At 62.5% G+C, this 16709-nt stretch carries 12 protein-coding genes and 1 pseudogene; 2 read left to right on the top strand and 11 right to left on the bottom strand.

All coding sequences use genetic code 11. The features are described from left to right. Positions 1–320: 320 nt before the first annotated feature. The 11 genes and pseudogenes from gcvT to gap form a co-directional block, all read right to left on the bottom strand. Positions 321–1445: a glycine cleavage system aminomethyltransferase GcvT gene (gene gcvT, locus ACYP2A_RS00665; protein ID WP_459741810.1), complete on the bottom strand. Its 1125-nt coding sequence runs from the start codon at positions 1443–1445 to the stop codon at positions 321–323. Then, positions 1438–4302: an aminomethyl-transferring glycine dehydrogenase gene (gcvP, locus tag ACYP2A_RS00660; RefSeq protein WP_459741808.1), complete on the bottom strand. Its 2865-nt coding sequence runs from the start codon at positions 4300–4302 to the stop codon at positions 1438–1440. The genes gcvT and gcvP overlap by 8 nt, the downstream gene beginning before the upstream one ends. A 10-nt stretch (positions 4303–4312) precedes the next feature. Beyond that, positions 4313–4696 (bottom strand): glycine cleavage system protein GcvH, encoded by a 384-nt coding sequence (gcvH, locus tag ACYP2A_RS00655; RefSeq protein ID WP_459741806.1) that lies wholly within the window; start codon positions 4694–4696, stop codon positions 4313–4315. 264 nt (positions 4697–4960) lie between these two features. After that, a complete protein-coding gene (locus ACYP2A_RS00650) occupies positions 4961–6469 on the bottom strand; it encodes a sigma-54-dependent transcriptional regulator (RefSeq protein WP_459741804.1) in 1509 nt (502 codons plus the stop codon). Positions 6470–6531: 62 nt separating this feature from the next. Next, positions 6532–6888 (bottom strand): DUF5064 family protein, encoded by a 357-nt coding sequence (locus ACYP2A_RS00645; RefSeq protein ID WP_459741803.1) that lies wholly within the window; start codon positions 6886–6888, stop codon positions 6532–6534. A 58-nt stretch (positions 6889–6946) separates the two neighbouring features. Then, positions 6947–7422: pseudogene (locus tag ACYP2A_RS00640) on the bottom strand (YbaN family protein). Next, positions 7419–8033 (bottom strand): biliverdin-producing heme oxygenase, encoded by a 615-nt coding sequence (locus tag ACYP2A_RS00635; protein ID WP_459741801.1) that lies wholly within the window; start codon positions 8031–8033, stop codon positions 7419–7421. Before ACYP2A_RS00635 ends, ACYP2A_RS00640 begins: the two are co-directional and overlap by 4 nt. 123 nt (positions 8034–8156) lie before the next feature. After that, complete coding sequence (locus ACYP2A_RS00630; protein WP_459741799.1) at positions 8157–10733, bottom strand: TonB-dependent receptor; 2577 nt, start codon at positions 10731–10733, stop codon at positions 8157–8159. Between the two features lie 235 nt (positions 10734–10968). Next, positions 10969–11868, bottom strand: coding sequence for a FecR family protein (locus ACYP2A_RS00625; RefSeq protein WP_459741904.1), 900 nt, complete (start codon positions 11866–11868; stop codon positions 10969–10971). Positions 11869–11938: 70 nt separating this feature from the next. After that, complete coding sequence (locus tag ACYP2A_RS00620; RefSeq protein WP_459741798.1) at positions 11939–12457, bottom strand: RNA polymerase sigma factor; 519 nt, start codon at positions 12455–12457, stop codon at positions 11939–11941. 192 nt (positions 12458–12649) lie between these two features. Beyond that, entirely contained in the window at positions 12650–13651 is a 1002-nt protein-coding gene (gene gap, locus ACYP2A_RS00615) for a type I glyceraldehyde-3-phosphate dehydrogenase (protein ID WP_459741796.1), read from the bottom strand. Positions 13652–13870: 219 nt separating this feature from the next. Between gap and edd the strand changes: the two genes are divergently transcribed. Both edd and ACYP2A_RS00605 read left to right on the top strand, forming a co-directional pair. Beyond that, entirely contained in the window at positions 13871–15697 is a 1827-nt protein-coding gene (gene edd / locus ACYP2A_RS00610) for a phosphogluconate dehydratase (protein WP_459741794.1), read from the top strand. After that, positions 15694–16659 carry a glucokinase gene (locus tag ACYP2A_RS00605; RefSeq protein WP_459741793.1) on the top strand — a complete coding sequence of 322 codons (966 nt, stop codon included), beginning with the start codon at positions 15694–15696 and terminating at the stop codon, positions 16657–16659. The genes edd and ACYP2A_RS00605 overlap by 4 nt, the downstream gene beginning before the upstream one ends. Positions 16660–16709 lie beyond the last annotated feature (50 nt).

Raw genomic sequence — 16709 nt, 5'->3', positions numbered from 1 at the left:
CTTTCTGGCCTATGAATGAGGCGAAAGAATACTGGGGCTGGTTGCAGGAAGTAAGAAACGTAGAGCGGGTTGTAGCGATACTTAAAGCTACTGCCCAGGTCCCGATTCAGCGACCTTTGCAAACACAGTTCGAGAACTCTACGCCAACTCTCGTTACAAAAACAAGCCCCGCAGAGCCCCCTATTTCAAAGGGCTGGAACAATGCCCAAGGATTGCTCACTGCCCAAAGGTTTGCGCCGCCTGCGGCCTGCATTTGCACTTTGTCAGTGCACTCTGCCGGCCCGTGTTTTTGCGTGCAGGCGGAATATTGACGTCGTTAATCAGCCTCTGAAGTAACGCTGTGCCACGAAAGGCATTTTACTCACCCGCAGCGGGACTTTCTTGCCTCTTACCAAGGCAAAAACCTCGCTGTCCAGCGCGCTGAAACGGCTCTCTACGTAGCCCATCGCCAAGGGCCCGCCCAGGCTTGGGCCGAAGCCGCCGCTGCTGACCAGGCCAATGGTCTGGTCGTTTTCATCGACGATCAGCGCCCCTTCACGCACCGGTGTTCTTTCTTGCGGTAACAGGCCGACACGCTTGCGAGCCGTGCCGTTCTGCTGCTGGGCGAAGATCTGCTCGGCGCCGGGGAAACCGCCTGCACGCGGGCCATCGATTCTGCGTGCCTTGGAAATGGCCCAGAGCAGGCTGGCTTCGACAGGAGAAGTGTCACTATTCATGTCATGGCCATACAGGCACAGGCCGGCTTCCAGGCGCAACGAGTCGCGTGCACCCAGGCCAATCGCTTCAACCTCCGGCTCCGCCAGCAGGCGGCGCGCCAGGGCGTCGGCTTCGGCGGCCGGTACAGAAATCTCGAAGCCGTCTTCGCCGGTGTAGCCGGAGCGGCTGATAAAGCAGTCGCTGCCCAGAATCGACACGCGGGCGAACTGCATGAAAGTCATGCTGGCCACGCTCGGCGCCAGGCGTGCCAATACTGCGGCAGCCTGCGGACCTTGCAGGGCGAGCAGGGCGCGCTCTTCGAACAGCGATTCGATCTTGCACTGGCCGGCCAGGTGTTCGCACAAATGCGCCAGATCCTGATCCTTGCACGCGGCGTTGACCACCAGCAGCCATTGCTCGTCAGCGATCCGGGCAACCATCAAATCATCGAGAATGCCGCCCTGATCATTGGTAAACAGCGCATAGCGCTGCATGCCGACCGGCAGGTCGATGATGTCGACCGGCACCAGGGTTTCCAGCGCACGGGCCGCATCCGGGCCGCTGAGCATGATCTGACCCATGTGCGAGACATCGAACAGGCCGGCCTGGGCGCGAGTGTGCAGGTGTTCTTTCATGACCCCGAGCGGGTATTGCACGGGCATCTCGTAACCGGCAAAAGGCACCATTCGGGCACCCAGTTCGCGGTGCAGAGCGTGCAGCGGGGTGATCTGCAGGGATTCGTCAGACATGCTGATAGCTCTCGATGGAAGGGCAGGCGCAGACCAGATTGCGGTCGCCGTAGACGTTGTCGACACGGCCCACCGGCGGCCAGTATTTGCCTTCGATCAGGGTGGCCACCGGGTACACCGCCTGTTCGCGGCTGTACGGATGCTCCCAGGCCCCGGCCAGTTCGGCAGCGGTGTGTGGGGCATTTTTCAGCGGGTTGTCGTCTTTGTGCAGCGTGCCGTTCTCTACCGCACGAATCTCTTCGCGAATGGTGATCATGGCTTCGCAGAAGCGGTCGAGCTCTTCCTTGGCTTCGCTTTCGGTCGGCTCGATCATCAGCGTGCCGGCCACCGGGAACGACATGGTCGGGGCGTGGAAGCCAAAGTCGATCAGGCGCTTGGCGACGTCATCGACAGTGATGCCGCTGCTGTCCTTGAGCGGGCGCAGGTCGAGAATGCACTCATGCGCCACCAGGCCGTTGCTGCCGCTGTACAGCACCGGGTAGTGCTCTTCGAGGCGGCGGGCAATGTAGTTGGCATTGAGGATGGCGATCTGCGAAGCGCGCTTGAGGCCTTCGCCGCCCATCATGCGGATGTACATCCAGGTGATCGGCAGAATGCTCGCGCTGCCGAACGGTGCTGCGCACACCGCGCCTTCCTGGCGCTGCATGTTGCGATGGCCGGGCAGGAACGGCGCCAGATGCGATTTGACCCCGATCGGGCCAACGCCCGGGCCGCCACCACCGTGTGGAATGCAGAAGGTCTTGTGCAGGTTCAGGTGCGACACGTCGCCGCCGAACTTGCCCGGTGCGCACAGGCCGACCATGGCGTTCATGTTGGCGCCGTCGATGTACACCTGGCCGCCGTTGTCGTGAACGATGGCGCAGATTTCGCGAATGCCTTCCTCGAACACGCCGTGGGTCGACGGGTAGGTGATCATCAGTGCGGCCAGTTGCTCGCGGTGCTGCAAGGCCTTGGCGCGCAGGTCTTCGATGTCGACGTTGCCACGTGCGTCGCAGGCGGTGACCACCACGCGCATGCCGGCCATCTGTGCGGTGGCCGGGTTGGTGCCATGCGCCGAAGACGGGATCAGGCACACATCGCGATGTTCATCGCCACGGCTCTGGTGATAGGCGCGAATCGCCAGCAGGCCGGCGTACTCGCCTTGCGAACCGGCATTGGGTTGCAGCGACACGGCGTCATAACCGGTGGCGGCGCAGAGCATCGCTTCCAGTTCGTCGGTCAGCAACTGGTAGCCGGCGCTTTGCTCGGCCGGGGCGAATGGGTGCAGGTTGCCGAACTCGGCCCAGGTCACCGGGATCATTTCGCTGGCGGCGTTGAGCTTCATGGTGCACGAGCCCAGCGGGATCATGCTGCGGTCCAGCGCCAGGTCCTTGTCGGCCAGTTTGCGCAGGTAGCGCATCAGCTCGGTTTCGGAGTGGTAGCGGTTGAACACCGGGTGCTCAAGGATGGCCGACTGGCGCAGCAGGCCGTGCGGCAGGCGCGACGGCGTGCTGGTGGCCAGTGCGTCGAAGTCCGGCAGGCTCTGGCCGTCGGTCACGAATACGGCCCACAAGGCCTTGATGGCGTCAGGCGAAGTGGTTTCGTCAAACGATACGCCCAAGCGCTCGGCATCGACGACACGCAGGTTGATGGTGTGGGCGCGCGCCTTGGCGTGCAGCGCTGCAGTCTGCGCGCCGGTGGCCAGGGTCAGGCTGTCGAAGAAGAATTCCTGCTCGGCTTTCAAGCCCAGATGGCGCAGGCCTTCGACAAAGATCGCGGTCAGGCGATGCACACGCTTGGCGATGCGCGTCAGGCCTTGTGGGCCGTGATAGACCGCGTACATGCTGGCGATGTTGGCCAGCAGCACTTGCGCGGTGCAGATGTTGCTGGTCGCCTTTTCGCGGCGGATGTGCTGTTCGCGGGTTTGCATGGCCAGGCGTAATGCCTGCTTGCCATGGCGGTCGACCGACACGCCGACCAGACGGCCCGGCATGTCGCGCTTGAAGGCGTCGCGGGTCGAGAAGTAGGCAGCATGCGGGCCACCGAAGCCCAGCGGCACGCCGAAGCGCTGTGCGGTGCCGATGGCCACGTCGGCACCGAATTCGCCGGGCGGGGTCAGCAGGGTCAGGGCCAGCAGGTCGGCGGCCACGGCCACCAGTGCATTGGCGGCATGGAAGCGTTCGATCAGGTCGCCGTAGTCGAATACATCGCCATTGCTGGCCGGGTATTGCAGCAGGGCGCCAAAGTAGTCGCTGACATCGCCCAGTTCGGCTTCATCGGCCACCACCACGTTGATGCCCAGCGGTTCGGCGCGGGTGCGCAGCACGTCGAGGGTTTGCGGGTGGCAATGGATCGAGGCGAAGAACTGCTGGCTGCCCTTGTTCTTGCTCAGGCGCTTGCAGAAAGTCATGGCCTCGGCGGCAGCGGTGGCTTCGTCGAGCAACGAGGCGTTGGCGATCGGCAGGCCGGTCAAATCGCTGATCAGGGTCTGGAAGTTCAGCAGCGCTTCCAGGCGGCCCTGGGAGATCTCCGGTTGATACGGGGTGTAGGCGGTGTACCAGGCCGGGTTTTCCAGCAGGTTGCGCAGGATCGGCGCCGGGGTGTGGGTGTTGTAGTAACCCTGGCCGATGTAGCTCTTGAACAGTTGGTTCTGGCTGGCAATGGCCTTGATCGAGGCCAGTGCGTCGGCTTCGCTTTGACCGGCCGGCAGGTCGAGCACGCTGGTGCCCTTGATGCTGTCCGGGATCACACTGGCGGTCAGGGCGTCGAGGGTGTCGAAGCCCAGAGTTTGCAACATCGCCTGTTCGTCGGCAGCACGCGGGCCGATGTGGCGGGCAATGAATTCGTTGGCGGTATCAAGCGCGATACGGTCACTCATGGCGTGCTCCTCAGGCTTGGTCATTGGCTTGGATCAGGCGGTCGTACGCGTCCTGATCGAGCAAGGTGTCGATGGCACTGGTGTCGCTGGGTACGAAGCGGAAAAACCAGCCGGCGCCCAGTGCGTCTTCGTTGACCAGCTCTGGCGTGTCGGACAGGGCGTCGTTGACCTCGACCACTTCACCTTCAAGGGGCATATAAAGACTGCTGGCGGCTTTCACCGACTCGACCACCGACACTTCGGCGTGTTGAGTGTAGGCCTGTAATTCAGGAAGCTGGACAAACACCACATCACCGAGCGAGTTCTGTGCGTAAGGCGTGATACCGACAGTGAAGCTGCCATCGGCCTCGGCCCTCAGCCATTCGTGTTCCACGGTGAATCGCAACTCGCTCATAAAGACTCCTCAGGGGATCAGGGCATGCCACTGGGGCGCGCCGTATGAAGAGTCCTTAGCAAGTTTGTGGCCAATTCTGATTTGTCCTTGTAAATCAGGGCTTTGGGGAAGAAAAGGCAGTAATCAGAAGAAAGCCTTGTAACGATTTCGCTACGCCTGTACGCGGCGGATCGAAAAGCCTGCGTGCGCAAAGCCTTGCAGTGGGTTCATTACGTATCGCTGTAGCGAAGTCATTACGCTGGAATGAAATCGATACATCAGATTTCAGGCCTTGGCACCGATACCGTATTTGCGCAAACGATGGGCAATGGCGGTGTGCGAGGTTTGCAGGCGCGCCGCCAGTTGCCGGGTCGAGGGATGTTCGGCATAGAGACGGGTCAGCAAATCCTTTTCGAAGCTTTCCACCGCTTGCTCGAGGCTGTCGACGGCCTCGCCGGGCTGGCGCGTCAGGGTCGTACTGGCGATGTCGAGGTCGGCGGCGTGCACCTGGCAACTCTCGCTGACTGCTGCGGCGCGAAAGATCACGTTCTGCAACTGACGCACATTGCCCGGCCAGCGGTAGCTCAGCAGGCTGGCATGCGTGCCCGGCGCCAGATGGCACAGCGGGCGCTGGATCTGAGCGCAGGCCTGCTGCATGAAAAAGCGTGCCAGCAGCACGATGTCCTGGCCGCGTTCACGCAGCGGCGGCACGGACAGGTTCAGCACATTGAGGCGGTAGAACAGGTCCTCGCGAAAACTGCCTTCGGCGACCATCTTTTCAAGGTCGCGGTGGGTGGCACTGATGATCCGCACATTGACCTTGACCTCGCGGTCACCGCCCACCCGGCGAAAGCTGCCGTCGTTGAGAAAGCGCAGCAGCTTGGCCTGCAAGTACGGCGACATCTCGCCGATCTCATCGAGAAACACCGTGCCTTTGTCAGCCATTTCCATCAGCCCCGGCTTGCCGCCGCGCTGGGCGCCGGTAAAGGCGCCGGGCGCATAGCCGAACAGTTCGCTCTCGGCCAGGTTCTCGGGTAATGCCGCGCAGTTGAGGGCCAGAAACGGTTCGCCGTGCCGCGTACTGCTGGTGTGGCAGGCGCGCGCCACCAGCTCTTTGCCGGTGCCGGTTTCGCCGCGAATCAACAACGGCGCGTCCAGCGTTGCGATGCGCTGGGCGCGGACTTTCAGGGTGCTGATGGCGGGGGATTCGCCGAGCAAGGCATCGAAGCCCTCGGCGTGATCGTGGTGCAGGGCGGACAAGCGCTCGCCAATGCGGCTGGGCGGGTACAGGGTCAGCAGCGCACCGGCCTCGGTGATCGGCGTGGCCTCCAGCAGCAGCGCCTGGCCATTGAGGGTGATCTCGCGCAGCGGCAAGCGAAAGCCGTTGTCCAGCAGCGTGGTTTGCAGATCGGGATCGGCAAGTAATTGTCCCACCGGCTCACCGCCAGGCTCGCGGCCGATCAAGGCCACCAGCGCCGGGTTGGCCAGCAACACCAGGCCTGCGCTGTCCAGCGCCAGCACCGGATCGGTCATCGCGGCCAGCAAGGCATCGAGCTGCAAGTGCCGGCGCTGGCCGGGCAGGATATCGACCACGGTGATCGCCACCACGCCGCGCACCCTGAACAACGCATCCTTGAGCTCTTCGAGCATCTTCGGGCTGAGCGTGGGCGCATCGATGTACACATTCGGCGGCACCATCTCCACGGCATCGAGGTTCAGGTTGCGGCTGCCGAGTATCGCCAGCACTTCCTGGGTGATACCGACGCGGTCGATGAAGCAGACATGGATGCGCATGACAAAGAGGCTGGTCTGGAAAGAGGGCGCCAGTATGCCTTATGGCGCCAGGCCCGGCGTCATCATTCCAGGTGTTCGGGCTTCACCGGTTCGCCCGACTTGATGTCCAGTTGCGCGCGAATGTCCTCGAACATCCGGTCGTAGTCCTTGTGCTGGGCAATGGGCAACCCTGCGGTGTTGGGCAGGCCGTGGCGAATGGCGATACGGCTGGCGTCGTGGGCGAAGTTGAACGCCAGGTCGCGGGGTAACTGAAAGGTTTCGCTGAACGGTTTGCCGTTGATTTCACCATCCATGGCAAAGCTCATGCTGGTGCCCTGGGCGGGGTCTTCGATGCGCTGGTAGCGGATATGAATATCGAAGCTGTGATCGGTTTTTTGCAGTGCGCTGCGGGTGATATGCAGATGGCCGGGCTCGAACATGGCAAAACTCCAACAGGAGAAAATGTACCCGGATAGACCTTAGCAGCCTTGCAGCGGTTCAGCTTTTGTCGTCGGTCAAGACGGTTCGCGATTCAGGTTCGGGCCGTGACCATAGCCACAGATTACCCATGGCCATGCCGGCCAGCGCCAGGTACAGCCACCAGATATGGTGAAACAGGCTGAGCATGACGATGGCACACACCAGCATGCTCACCGTCGCGCTGATTTTTGCCCGCCGTGCAACGCGCCTGCCGTTGCGCCAGTTGTGCAGCATCGGCCCGAACACCCGGTGGTTTTCCAGCCAGGCATTGAGGCGCGGCGAGCTGCGCGTGGCCGCCCAGGCCGCGAGCAGGATGAACTCGGTGGTCGGCAGGCCGGGAATGAAAATGGCGGCGATGCCTATACCCAGGCTCGTGTAAGCGAGCAGGCCATAGAGCAGGCGTGAGAGTCGTGAGCCGGGCGGTTTGTAGGTCATGGTCATGCTTGAGCGATTCGAAAGCCCGGCCAGCTTAACAGGCTCGTGGCCATTGTCATGCCTGAACCGTTTCAACCTGAGCGGCGCCTGCGTAAGCCTGCTCCAGCAACACACCGAAACGTTCGAAGGCCGCCAGTGCGCCTTGATCCAGTTCGGCTTCCTGTTCGGCCGTCAGATCCAGCTCCTCCAGGGTGCGGATAAAGGCTTTCCAGCCGGCGGCGCGCCCGCCTTCAGGTTCGCCCAGATGACGGGCGCCGAATGTTTCGGACAGGCCCAGCGCTTCGGCGCGTTTGATCAGAAACGCGGCGCCGAGCTTGGAGCCTTCGGAGACGAACAGCCAGCCCAGTGCATGTGCCACGCTTGGCTCTTGCACGGCGCCAGCAACCGGCGCGGGCATTGCGGTGTTCAGGTCGTTGAGGTCGGCAGCGGCCTGTTCGGCGCGGCAGCGTTGCGCCAGGTCCGGGACCAGCGCGATCAGCTGTGGGTCGCGGTACAGGGCCAGCAGCTCGTTCTGAAACAGGTACTGCGCGACCACGAAGCGGGTGAAGCTGGCCTTGGTGGCGAACGGCGCATGAGCCTTGACCGCGTGGTCGAGCTTTTCGTGCGGGGTGTGGGTAATGCTGTTCAGGCGCTGCGAGCGCAGGGCAGGGCGTTGGCTTTCAGTGGTCATGAGGTCTTCCTTGCCGATAGTTAAGGGCTTGTTGAATAGACGAACGGGCGAGGGGTTTTGCGTAAAAAAGGCTGTATACAAACATGCCGCCAGAGCGGCGGCATGTTGGTTTGCGCGGTACGGTCAGATGTCCCAGACCAGGTTGACGCTGAAGTTGCGCCCTGGCTGGGTCAGACGTTCCAGATTGGCAGGGGCGGTCACGCCGGCCTCGCCGACGCCGTCGTAGCCGCGCACGTCATCCCACAGCCAGTACTGCTTGTCGGTCAGGTTGTAGAGGCCGCCGCTGACGGTTACATCCTGAGTGACCTTGTAGTAGCCAGTCAGGTCCAGCACGCCGAAGCCTGGGGTCTTGAACTGGCTGGACACGCCATCGGGGGTGTGGAAGTTGCTGTCGTCCACACGGTTTTTGCGCTTGACCAGCGTCCAGCTCAGCAGGCCACCGTAGTTGTTCTGGTCATAGCCCAGGCCGAACACGCCGGTCAGCGGGTTGATGCTGTTGATCGGTTCGCCCGTATCGTTGTTGCGACCATGCAGGTAAGTGACCGCCGCTTGCGTGTACAGGCCTTGCGCTGCGCCGAGGCTGTCCAGGTCGAGGCGCCCCTTGAGCTCTACGCCCTTGATGGTGGCGTGCTTGATGTTGCTGGACTGGAACGTGGTCTCGCTGTAGCCGGGGGTGAGTGCGTCTTCATTGATGAAATCGCGGTACTTGTTGTAGAACACTGCCACATCGAACGAGCCGGAGTCGAAACGCCCGCGCAGGCCGGTCTCGATGCCCTTGCTCTTTTCCGGGTCAAGATTGGGGTTGGGCGCGACGATATAACCGGCGTTGAGGTTTTCGAAGCGTCCGTACAGGGCCTTGGCCGATGGGGTGCGGAAACCTTCGGCGTACTGGCCGTACCAGGTGTATTGGTCGTCGATGGCATAGGTCACGCCAAGCTTGGGCGAGACACGGTGCCAGGTGCGGTCTTTCTCTTGAGCCTGCGCGCGGTCGGCGGCGCTGAGCGAGTTGAGAAACTCCGAGGTCAGTTTGGGCTCCATGCGCGTGTGGTCATAGCGCACGCCCGGCGTGAAGGTCCAGTCGTTCCAGCTGATCTGGTCCTGGGCGAACAGCGCATAGCTGGTGATGGTCGGGTCCGGGAAGTCACTGGTCGGCACCAGACGATCACTGGCGCTGTCGTCACCCACCGCACGGCAGGCGCCCAGCACCCGGGCGCATACGCCATAACCGCTGCGCAGGCCGGTGACTTTCTGGCGTTTGAGGGTGGTGCCGTAGGTCAGCAGGTGATCGGTGTCGGCCAGGCTGAACGCCTTGTCGAGCTGGGCATCGAAGACCCACTGCTTTTCCTGGTAGGTCGTGTTGCGGAAGCGGTAAACGTCACGCGAGAACGGGAAGTAGCGCTCCGCGGTGCTCTGGTCGGTCTTGGCGGTCTGGTAGTTCAGGCTCCACTTGAGGTTATCGACCAGCAGGCTGTCCAGCGCCAGGCTGTGCTCGATGCCGAAGCGCTCGCGGGTGATGGTGTCGTTGCCGCTGCGCGACTGGTACATGCCCAGGCCGGCGCCATTGGTGAACGGCCCGCCCACGGCGCTCTTGAGGTTGGTGTCGCGGTCGTCCTTGTATTTCTCGTAGGTCAAGCCCAGGCGTGCGTCGTCGGCGTAGTTCCAGCCCAGCTTGGCCAGCACGTTGGTGGTGCGCACATCCTGCGGGTTGGCTTCGGTGCGGGCAAGGCCGGTGCCGCCGGTGCTGCCGTAGGACTCGGTTTCATGGCCGTTGCGCTGGCTCAGGTGCAGCAGGGCGTCGAAGTCGGCATAGCGCCCGGCCACGGTGGCCGAGTTCAGCCAGCTGTCGTCGGCCGAGCTGTAGCCGGTTTTCAGGCGGGCGCCGACGTCATTGCCGGGCTTGATGATGTCGTCGGCGTCCAGCGTGTAGTAGCTGACCACGCCGCCGATGGCGCTGCTGCCGTACAGGGCCGAGGCCGGACCGCGCAGAATCTCGACGCGTTTGACGATTTCCGGGTCGACGTAATTGCGCTGGGTCTGCGCATAGGGGCCGCTGAAGAAACGGTCGGGCACTTCAACGCCGTCGACCTGGGTCAGGATCCGGTCGCCGTCGATGCCGCGAATGTTGTAGCCGTTGGTGCCGGCACGCTGGCCGGCGCCGCCTACCGACACACCCGGCTCGTAACGCACCAGGTCGCGGATGTTGTTGACGTTCTGGCGGTCCAGTTGCTCGCGGGTGTGTACGCTGACCGTGCTGGTTACGGTGCTGACATCCTGAGCCTGGCGCGTGGCGCTGACGGTGGTCTGTTCCAGCGACAGCACGCTACTGTTAGCGCGGCGCTGCAACACCACGTTCTGGGTGCTGACAGTGCGGTAACCCAGGGTGCTGCCGGCCAGCAACTGCTCCAGCGCCTGCTCGGGCGCCAGCGAACCCCGTACGGCCGGGGCGGTGACATTACGCGTCAGGTCCGACGACGCACCGACCTGCCAGCCGGTGACCCGGCTGAACTCGTTAAGCGCCGACACCAGCGGTTGCTGGGCAATCTCGAAACGGTACTGCCCGGCACTGCGCGCAGGCACCGTGGAAGCCTCGACGGCAAACGCCGGCACCGCCGGCAGACCGGCCGTCAGCAGCGCGACACTTAACACAGACAGTGCAAAACGCGAGCGCGGTTGTGGGGTAGGGGTGATCGTGGATGGCATCGAGAAGGGCTCCCTGTCGTGCGTCTTTTTTAAGAGTCTGCATGACTCGATAATACGAATCAGTTGCATTTGATATGACTAGACGAACGGCCTATCGAGAGCGCGTAAAAATAAATTGAAAGCAGCGGTAAGCTACAAGTTATTAGCTACAAGCGGCAAGCCAGAGGCGTTGGTGCAGGCATCTCTGGCGGGCTCAACACACTTGCCGCTTGCAGCTCAAAACGTGCAGCTGCTCCTAATCCAGAATGACCATGCGTGGCAGTTCATGCACGGTTGCGGAGGTCGCTTGCGCCAGGGAGCGCACCACGTCCAGCGGGTTGTCCAGACGGTAATTGCCGGTGACGTGCACCTGCGCCAGCGCAGCGTTGGTGTTGACGATAACGCCTGGGTAGTAGCGGCGCAGTTCGTCCAGCACCTGGCCCATCGGGCAGTTGTCGAACACCAGCCGGCCTTGCACCCAGGCAAGATCCGTGGCCGGGTCGATGCGCTCGCGTGCACCCAGCCCGGCAGGGCCCAGGCGCACGCTGTCACCTGCACCCAGGCTCAGCCGCGCACCGTCCCTGGCGGCTTGCACGTCTACGGCGCCGCGTTGCACCAGCACCCGTGCTTCGCCGTCCAGATAGCGTACGGCCATGGCCGTGCCGCGTGTGCTCATGCGCAGCGGGCCGGCTTCGATTTCCAGGGGCGCGCCTTGCCTTGAGGCGACCTCGAAAAAAGCTTCGCCCTGATGCAGTCGTGCCTGGTGATGCTGGTCATCGATCTGGCTGGAAAACGCCGAACGAGTATTAAGCAGCACCTGCGAGCCGTCGGCCAGTTGCAGGCGCTGGCGCTCACCGACCACGGTCAGGTGATCGGCCTGCAGGCGCAGTGGCAGGTTGCCGAAGTAACCGACACCCAGCAGCAATACCGCTGCCGCCGCCATGGGCCGGCTCCAGGCGCGAAGACGGCGCCAGCGGTCAGGTTTGCGCTCCAGCACGATGGCCGCCTGATGCACCGACTGGCCATTCCAGATCGCCTCGGCCTGGGCGAATGCCTCGGCATGTGCCGGGTCTGCGCGCAGCCAGGCCTGAAAGCGCGCCTGCTGTTCGGCATCGGCGGCGTCCAGTTCGATCAGCCAGTTCAGGGCCTGATCCATCGCGCTTTGGGGTGATACGGCCACGGGGTTCCTCGGCAGGTCTTGTAATGGGGGCAGTGTTGATAACCGCTCAGGCCTGGTCAAGCCTGGCGATAACCCCGATACAGATCGCCATGATCAGCTTGAGTTCTTTTTGTACGGTGCTGGGCGACACATCCAGCGCTTCGGCGATTTCCTGATAGCTGCAACCGTGCAGGCGGCTGAGGATGAAAATACGCTGCTGGCGTGCACTCAAGCGCCCCAGGCTGGCGCCCAGGCTTTCAAGCAAGTGCTTGGCATGGGCCGCGTCCTCGGGCGAGCCTGCTTGAGCGGCTATGCTTTCGAGTTCTTGCGCTGGCACATCCTCGACCAGCATGCGTCCTTGTACCCGCCGCGCGCGCAGGTGGTCCAGCGCCAGGTTACGGGCGGTCTGGTAAACGAAGGGTTCCAGATGGTCGATCGGGCGCTCGGTCAGGGCGCGGGTGACCCGCAGCCAGGTTTCCTGCAACAGATCCTCAGCCGTGCTGTGGTTGCCGACCATGCGCTGCAACGTCCGCAACAGCACATCGCGCTGGGCCTGGAAGACATCATTGAAACGGGACTGGGACACAGGAAGGCTCGACCGGGAATCAAGCCGATGATAATGCTTATCAACTGCGACTTTTTCAAGTCGTAGTGGATAGCTGCAAGTTTTGAGCTGCAAGCTTCAAGAAAAAGCAGATAGCGGTGAAGCGTACATTTTGTGGCACACGCCGCTTTCTCTTGCAGCTTGAAGCTGATCACTTGCAGCTTCCGAGCGGCGTCAAGCCGCGCGGTGTAAGGCCAGGCAGTTGTCGAGCATGCGGTTGGAGAAGGCCCATTCGTTGTCGTACCAGGCCAGCACCTTGAGCAGCTTGCCGCTGACTTTGGTGTGGTTGGCGTCGAAGATCGACGACAGCGGGTTGTGGTTGAAGTCGTGGGACACCAGCGGCAGGGTGTTGTAGCCCAGCACTTTGGAGTGCTGGCTGGCCTGCTTCATCAGGGCGTTGACTTCTTCGGCCGTGGCTTCGCGCTTGAGCTGCACGGTCAGGTCAACCAGCGATACGTTGATCACCGGAACCCGCACGGCCATGCCGGTGAGTTTGCCGGCCAGTTCCGGCAGTACCAGGCCCACCGCTTCGGCGGCGCCGGTCTTGCTCGGGATCATCGACTGGGTAGCCGAACGGGCGCGGTAAGGGTCGGTGTGGTAGACGTCGATCAGGTTCTGGTCGTTGGTGTAGGCATGCACAGTGGTCATCAGACCGCTTTCGATGCCCAGCTCGCGGTGCAGCACCTGGGCCACCGGCGCCAGACAGTTGGTGGTGCACGAGGCGTTGGAAATGATCTGGTGCGAGGCGCGCAGGATGTCGTGGTTGACGCCATACACCACAGTGGCGTCGGCACCGCTGGCTGGCGCAGAAATAATCACCTTGCCGGCACCGGCCACCAGATGGGCAGCGGCTTTTTCGCGGCTGGTGAACAGCCCGGTGCACTCGAACACCACATCGACCTGCTGGGCTTTCCAGGGCAGTTCGGCGGGGTTGCGGATCGCGCTGACGGCAATGCGGTCACCGTTGACGGTCAGGCTCTCGCTATCGCATTCGACGCTGCCGTCAAAAGGCCCGTGGACGGTGTCGAAACGCAGCAGGTGCGCGTTCATTTCACTGTCGCCCAGGTCGTTGATGGCGACGACCTGCAAGTCTTGTCTATACCCTTGGGTATAGAGTGCGCGCAGGACATTGCGGCCGATGCGACCGAAACCGTTGATTGCGATGCGAAGAGTCATACAGCCGTCCTCGGAAAAATTTGTTGTTGGAATTACAAGATTATTCTCATAAAAATAGAAAACAAGCCTTTTTAGTGGCAATATTTTCTTAAACCTACAAATACAATCCTGAAAGTCCTGACGTTTTGATCAAGGTCACCTATTTTCAATACAGGTTGATGACCCTGACTGTTCAGTGCCTTTACGGGTGACCATAGACCCTAGCCTGGAGTTCAGCACATGCATCCCCGCATTCTTGAGGTCACCGAACGGCTGATCGAGCGCAGCCGCCCGACCCGCCAGCGCTACCTGCAACTGATTCGTGATGCCGCCAGCGACGGCCCGATGCGCGCCCAGCTGCAATGCGCCAACTTTGCCCATGGCGTCGCCGGTTGCGGAGCCGAAGACAAACAGACCCTGCGCCTGATGAACGCCGCCAACGTCGCAATTGTTTCGTCATATAACGACATGCTCTCGGCGCACCAGCCCTACGAGCATTTTCCCGAGCGCATCAAGCAGGCCCTGCGTGAAATCGGCTCGGTGGGTCAGTTTGCTGGCGGCGTGCCGGCCATGTGCGATGGCGTGACCCAAGGCGAGCCGGGCATGGAGCTGGCCATCGCCAGCCGCGAAGTGATCGCCATGTCGACGGCGGTGGCGCTGTCGCACAACATGTTCGACGCTGCCCTGATGCTGGGCATCTGCGACAAGATCGTGCCGGGCCTGATGATGGGCGCACTGCGCTTCGGTCATTTGCCGACCGTGTTCGTGCCCGGCGGGCCGATGGTCTCGGGGCTGTCGAACAAGGAAAAGGCCGACGTGCGCCAGCGCTACGCCGAGGGCAAGGCCAGCCGCGAGGAGCTGCTGGACTCGGAAATGAAGTCCTACCATGGCCCAGGCACCTGCACCTTCTACGGCACCGCCAACACCAACCAACTGGTGATGGAGGTCATGGGCCTGCATTTGCCAGGCGCTTCGTTCGTCAACCCGTACACTCCGCTGCGCGATGCGCTGACCGTCGAGGCTGCCCAGCAGGTCACACGCATGACCCGCCAGAGCGGTAACTACATGCCACTGGGCGAAATCGTCGACGAGCGCTCGATCATCAACTCGATCGTGGCCCTGCACGCCACCGGCGGCTCGACCAACCACACCCTGCACATGCCGGCCATCGCTCGCGCTGCCGGCATTCTGCTGACCTGGCAAGACATGGCCGAGCTGTCGGACGTGGTGCCGACCCTGAGCCACGTGTACCCGAACGGCAAGGCCGACATCAACCACTTCCAGGCCGCCGGCGGCATGTCGTTCCTGATCCGCGAGCTGCTGGGCGCCGGTCTGTTGCATGAAAACGTCAACACCGTGGCCGGCCATGGCCTGAGCCTGTACACCCGCGAGCCGTTCCTTGAGGGCGGCCAACTGGTGTGGCGCGAAGGCCCGCTGCAAAGCCTCGACGAAAACATTTTGCGCCCGGTCGCCCGGCCGTTCTCGGCCGAAGGCGGTCTGCGGGTCATGGAAGGCAATATTGGCCGTGGCGTGATGAAAGTCTCGGCCGTGGCGCCTGAGCATCAAGTGGTCGAAGCCCCGGCACGGGTGTTCGAAGACCAGCAGGCGCTGGCCGATGCCTTCAAGGCTGGCGAGCTGGAGTGCGACTTTGTCGCAGTGATGCGTTTTCAGGGCCCACGCTGCAATGGCATGCCCGAACTGCACAAGATGACCCCGTTCCTGGGCGTGTTGCAGGACCGTGGTTTCAAGGTCGCGCTGGTCACCGACGGGCGCATGTCCGGGGCTTCGGGCAAGGTACCGGCGGCCATTCATGTGTGCCCTGAAGCCTTCGATGGTGGCCCTTTGGCACGCGTGCGCGATGGCGATGTAATCCGCGTGGATGGCGTCAAAGGCACGTTACAAGTGCTGCTGGAACCGGCAGAATTGGCCGCCAGGGAATTGGCAACCGTGCAAATCGACAGCAGCGTGGGCTGCGGTCGTGAACTGTTCGGTTTCATGCGCCAGGCTTTCAGCTCTGCCGAGCAGGGAGCCAGCGCCTTTACGGCAAGTCTGGAGGGGCTCAAGTGAAATTGGCTTTGGTCGGTGATATTGGCGGCACCAACGCGCGCTTCGCGATTTGGGAAGACAACCAGCTGCATTCGATCCGGGTATTCCCGACCGTCGATTACACGGGGCCTGAACAGGCCGTCGAGGTTTACCTGCAAGACCTCGACCTGCAACGCGGTGATGTCGGCTTTGTCTGTCTGGCCGTGGCGGGGCCCGTCGACGGGGACGAGTTCCAGTTCACCAACAGCCACTGGAGCTTCAGTCGCTCGCGCTTCTGCACCGACCTCAAGGTCGATCACCTGTTGTTGATCAACGACTTCACCGCCATGGCGCTGGGCATGACCCGCCTGCAGGATGACGAGTACCTGACCGTCTGCCACGGCATCGGCAAGCCCGAGCGGCCGCGCGCGGTGATCGGCCCCGGTACCGGCCTGGGCGTCGGCACCCTGATCAGCAGTGGCGAAAACCACTGGACCGCGCTGCCGGGCGAGGGCGGGCACGTCAATCTGCCGATCGGTACGGCCCGCGAAGCGTTGTTGTGGACCCGGCTGATGGCCGAGCACGAGCACGTCAGCGCCGAGACCGTGCTCAGCGGCGCCGGCTTGCTGTTGTTGTACCGCGTCAGTTGCGAACTCGACGGCATCGAAGCAAGCCTCAAGTCGCCCGCTGCGATCACCTCGGCTGCCGAGGCCGGCGACCCGGTGGCAGCGGCAGTGCTGGAGCAATTCTGTGTGTTTCTGGGCCGGGTGGCCGGCAATAACGTCCTGACCCTTGGTGCGCTGGGCGGGGTGTACATTGCCGGTGGCGTTATTCCGCGCTTTACTGATTTCTTCATGAACAGTGGTTTCAAGCGCGCCCTTATGGAAAAGGGCGTGATGAGCGATTATTTCGAAGGTCTGCCGGTCTGGCTGGTAACCGCCGAATACCCGGGCCTCAATGGCGCGGGCGTGGCGTTGCAACAGGCGTTTGGCGAGCGGTTGTAACGCTGTCCGGCCGGGCCATAACAATAAAAACACTGCACAAGGACGCCCCG

The sequence above is a fragment of the Pseudomonas sp. 3A(2025) genome, assembly GCF_054589175.1.
This window is presented reverse-complemented; position numbering and strand designations above follow the sequence as displayed.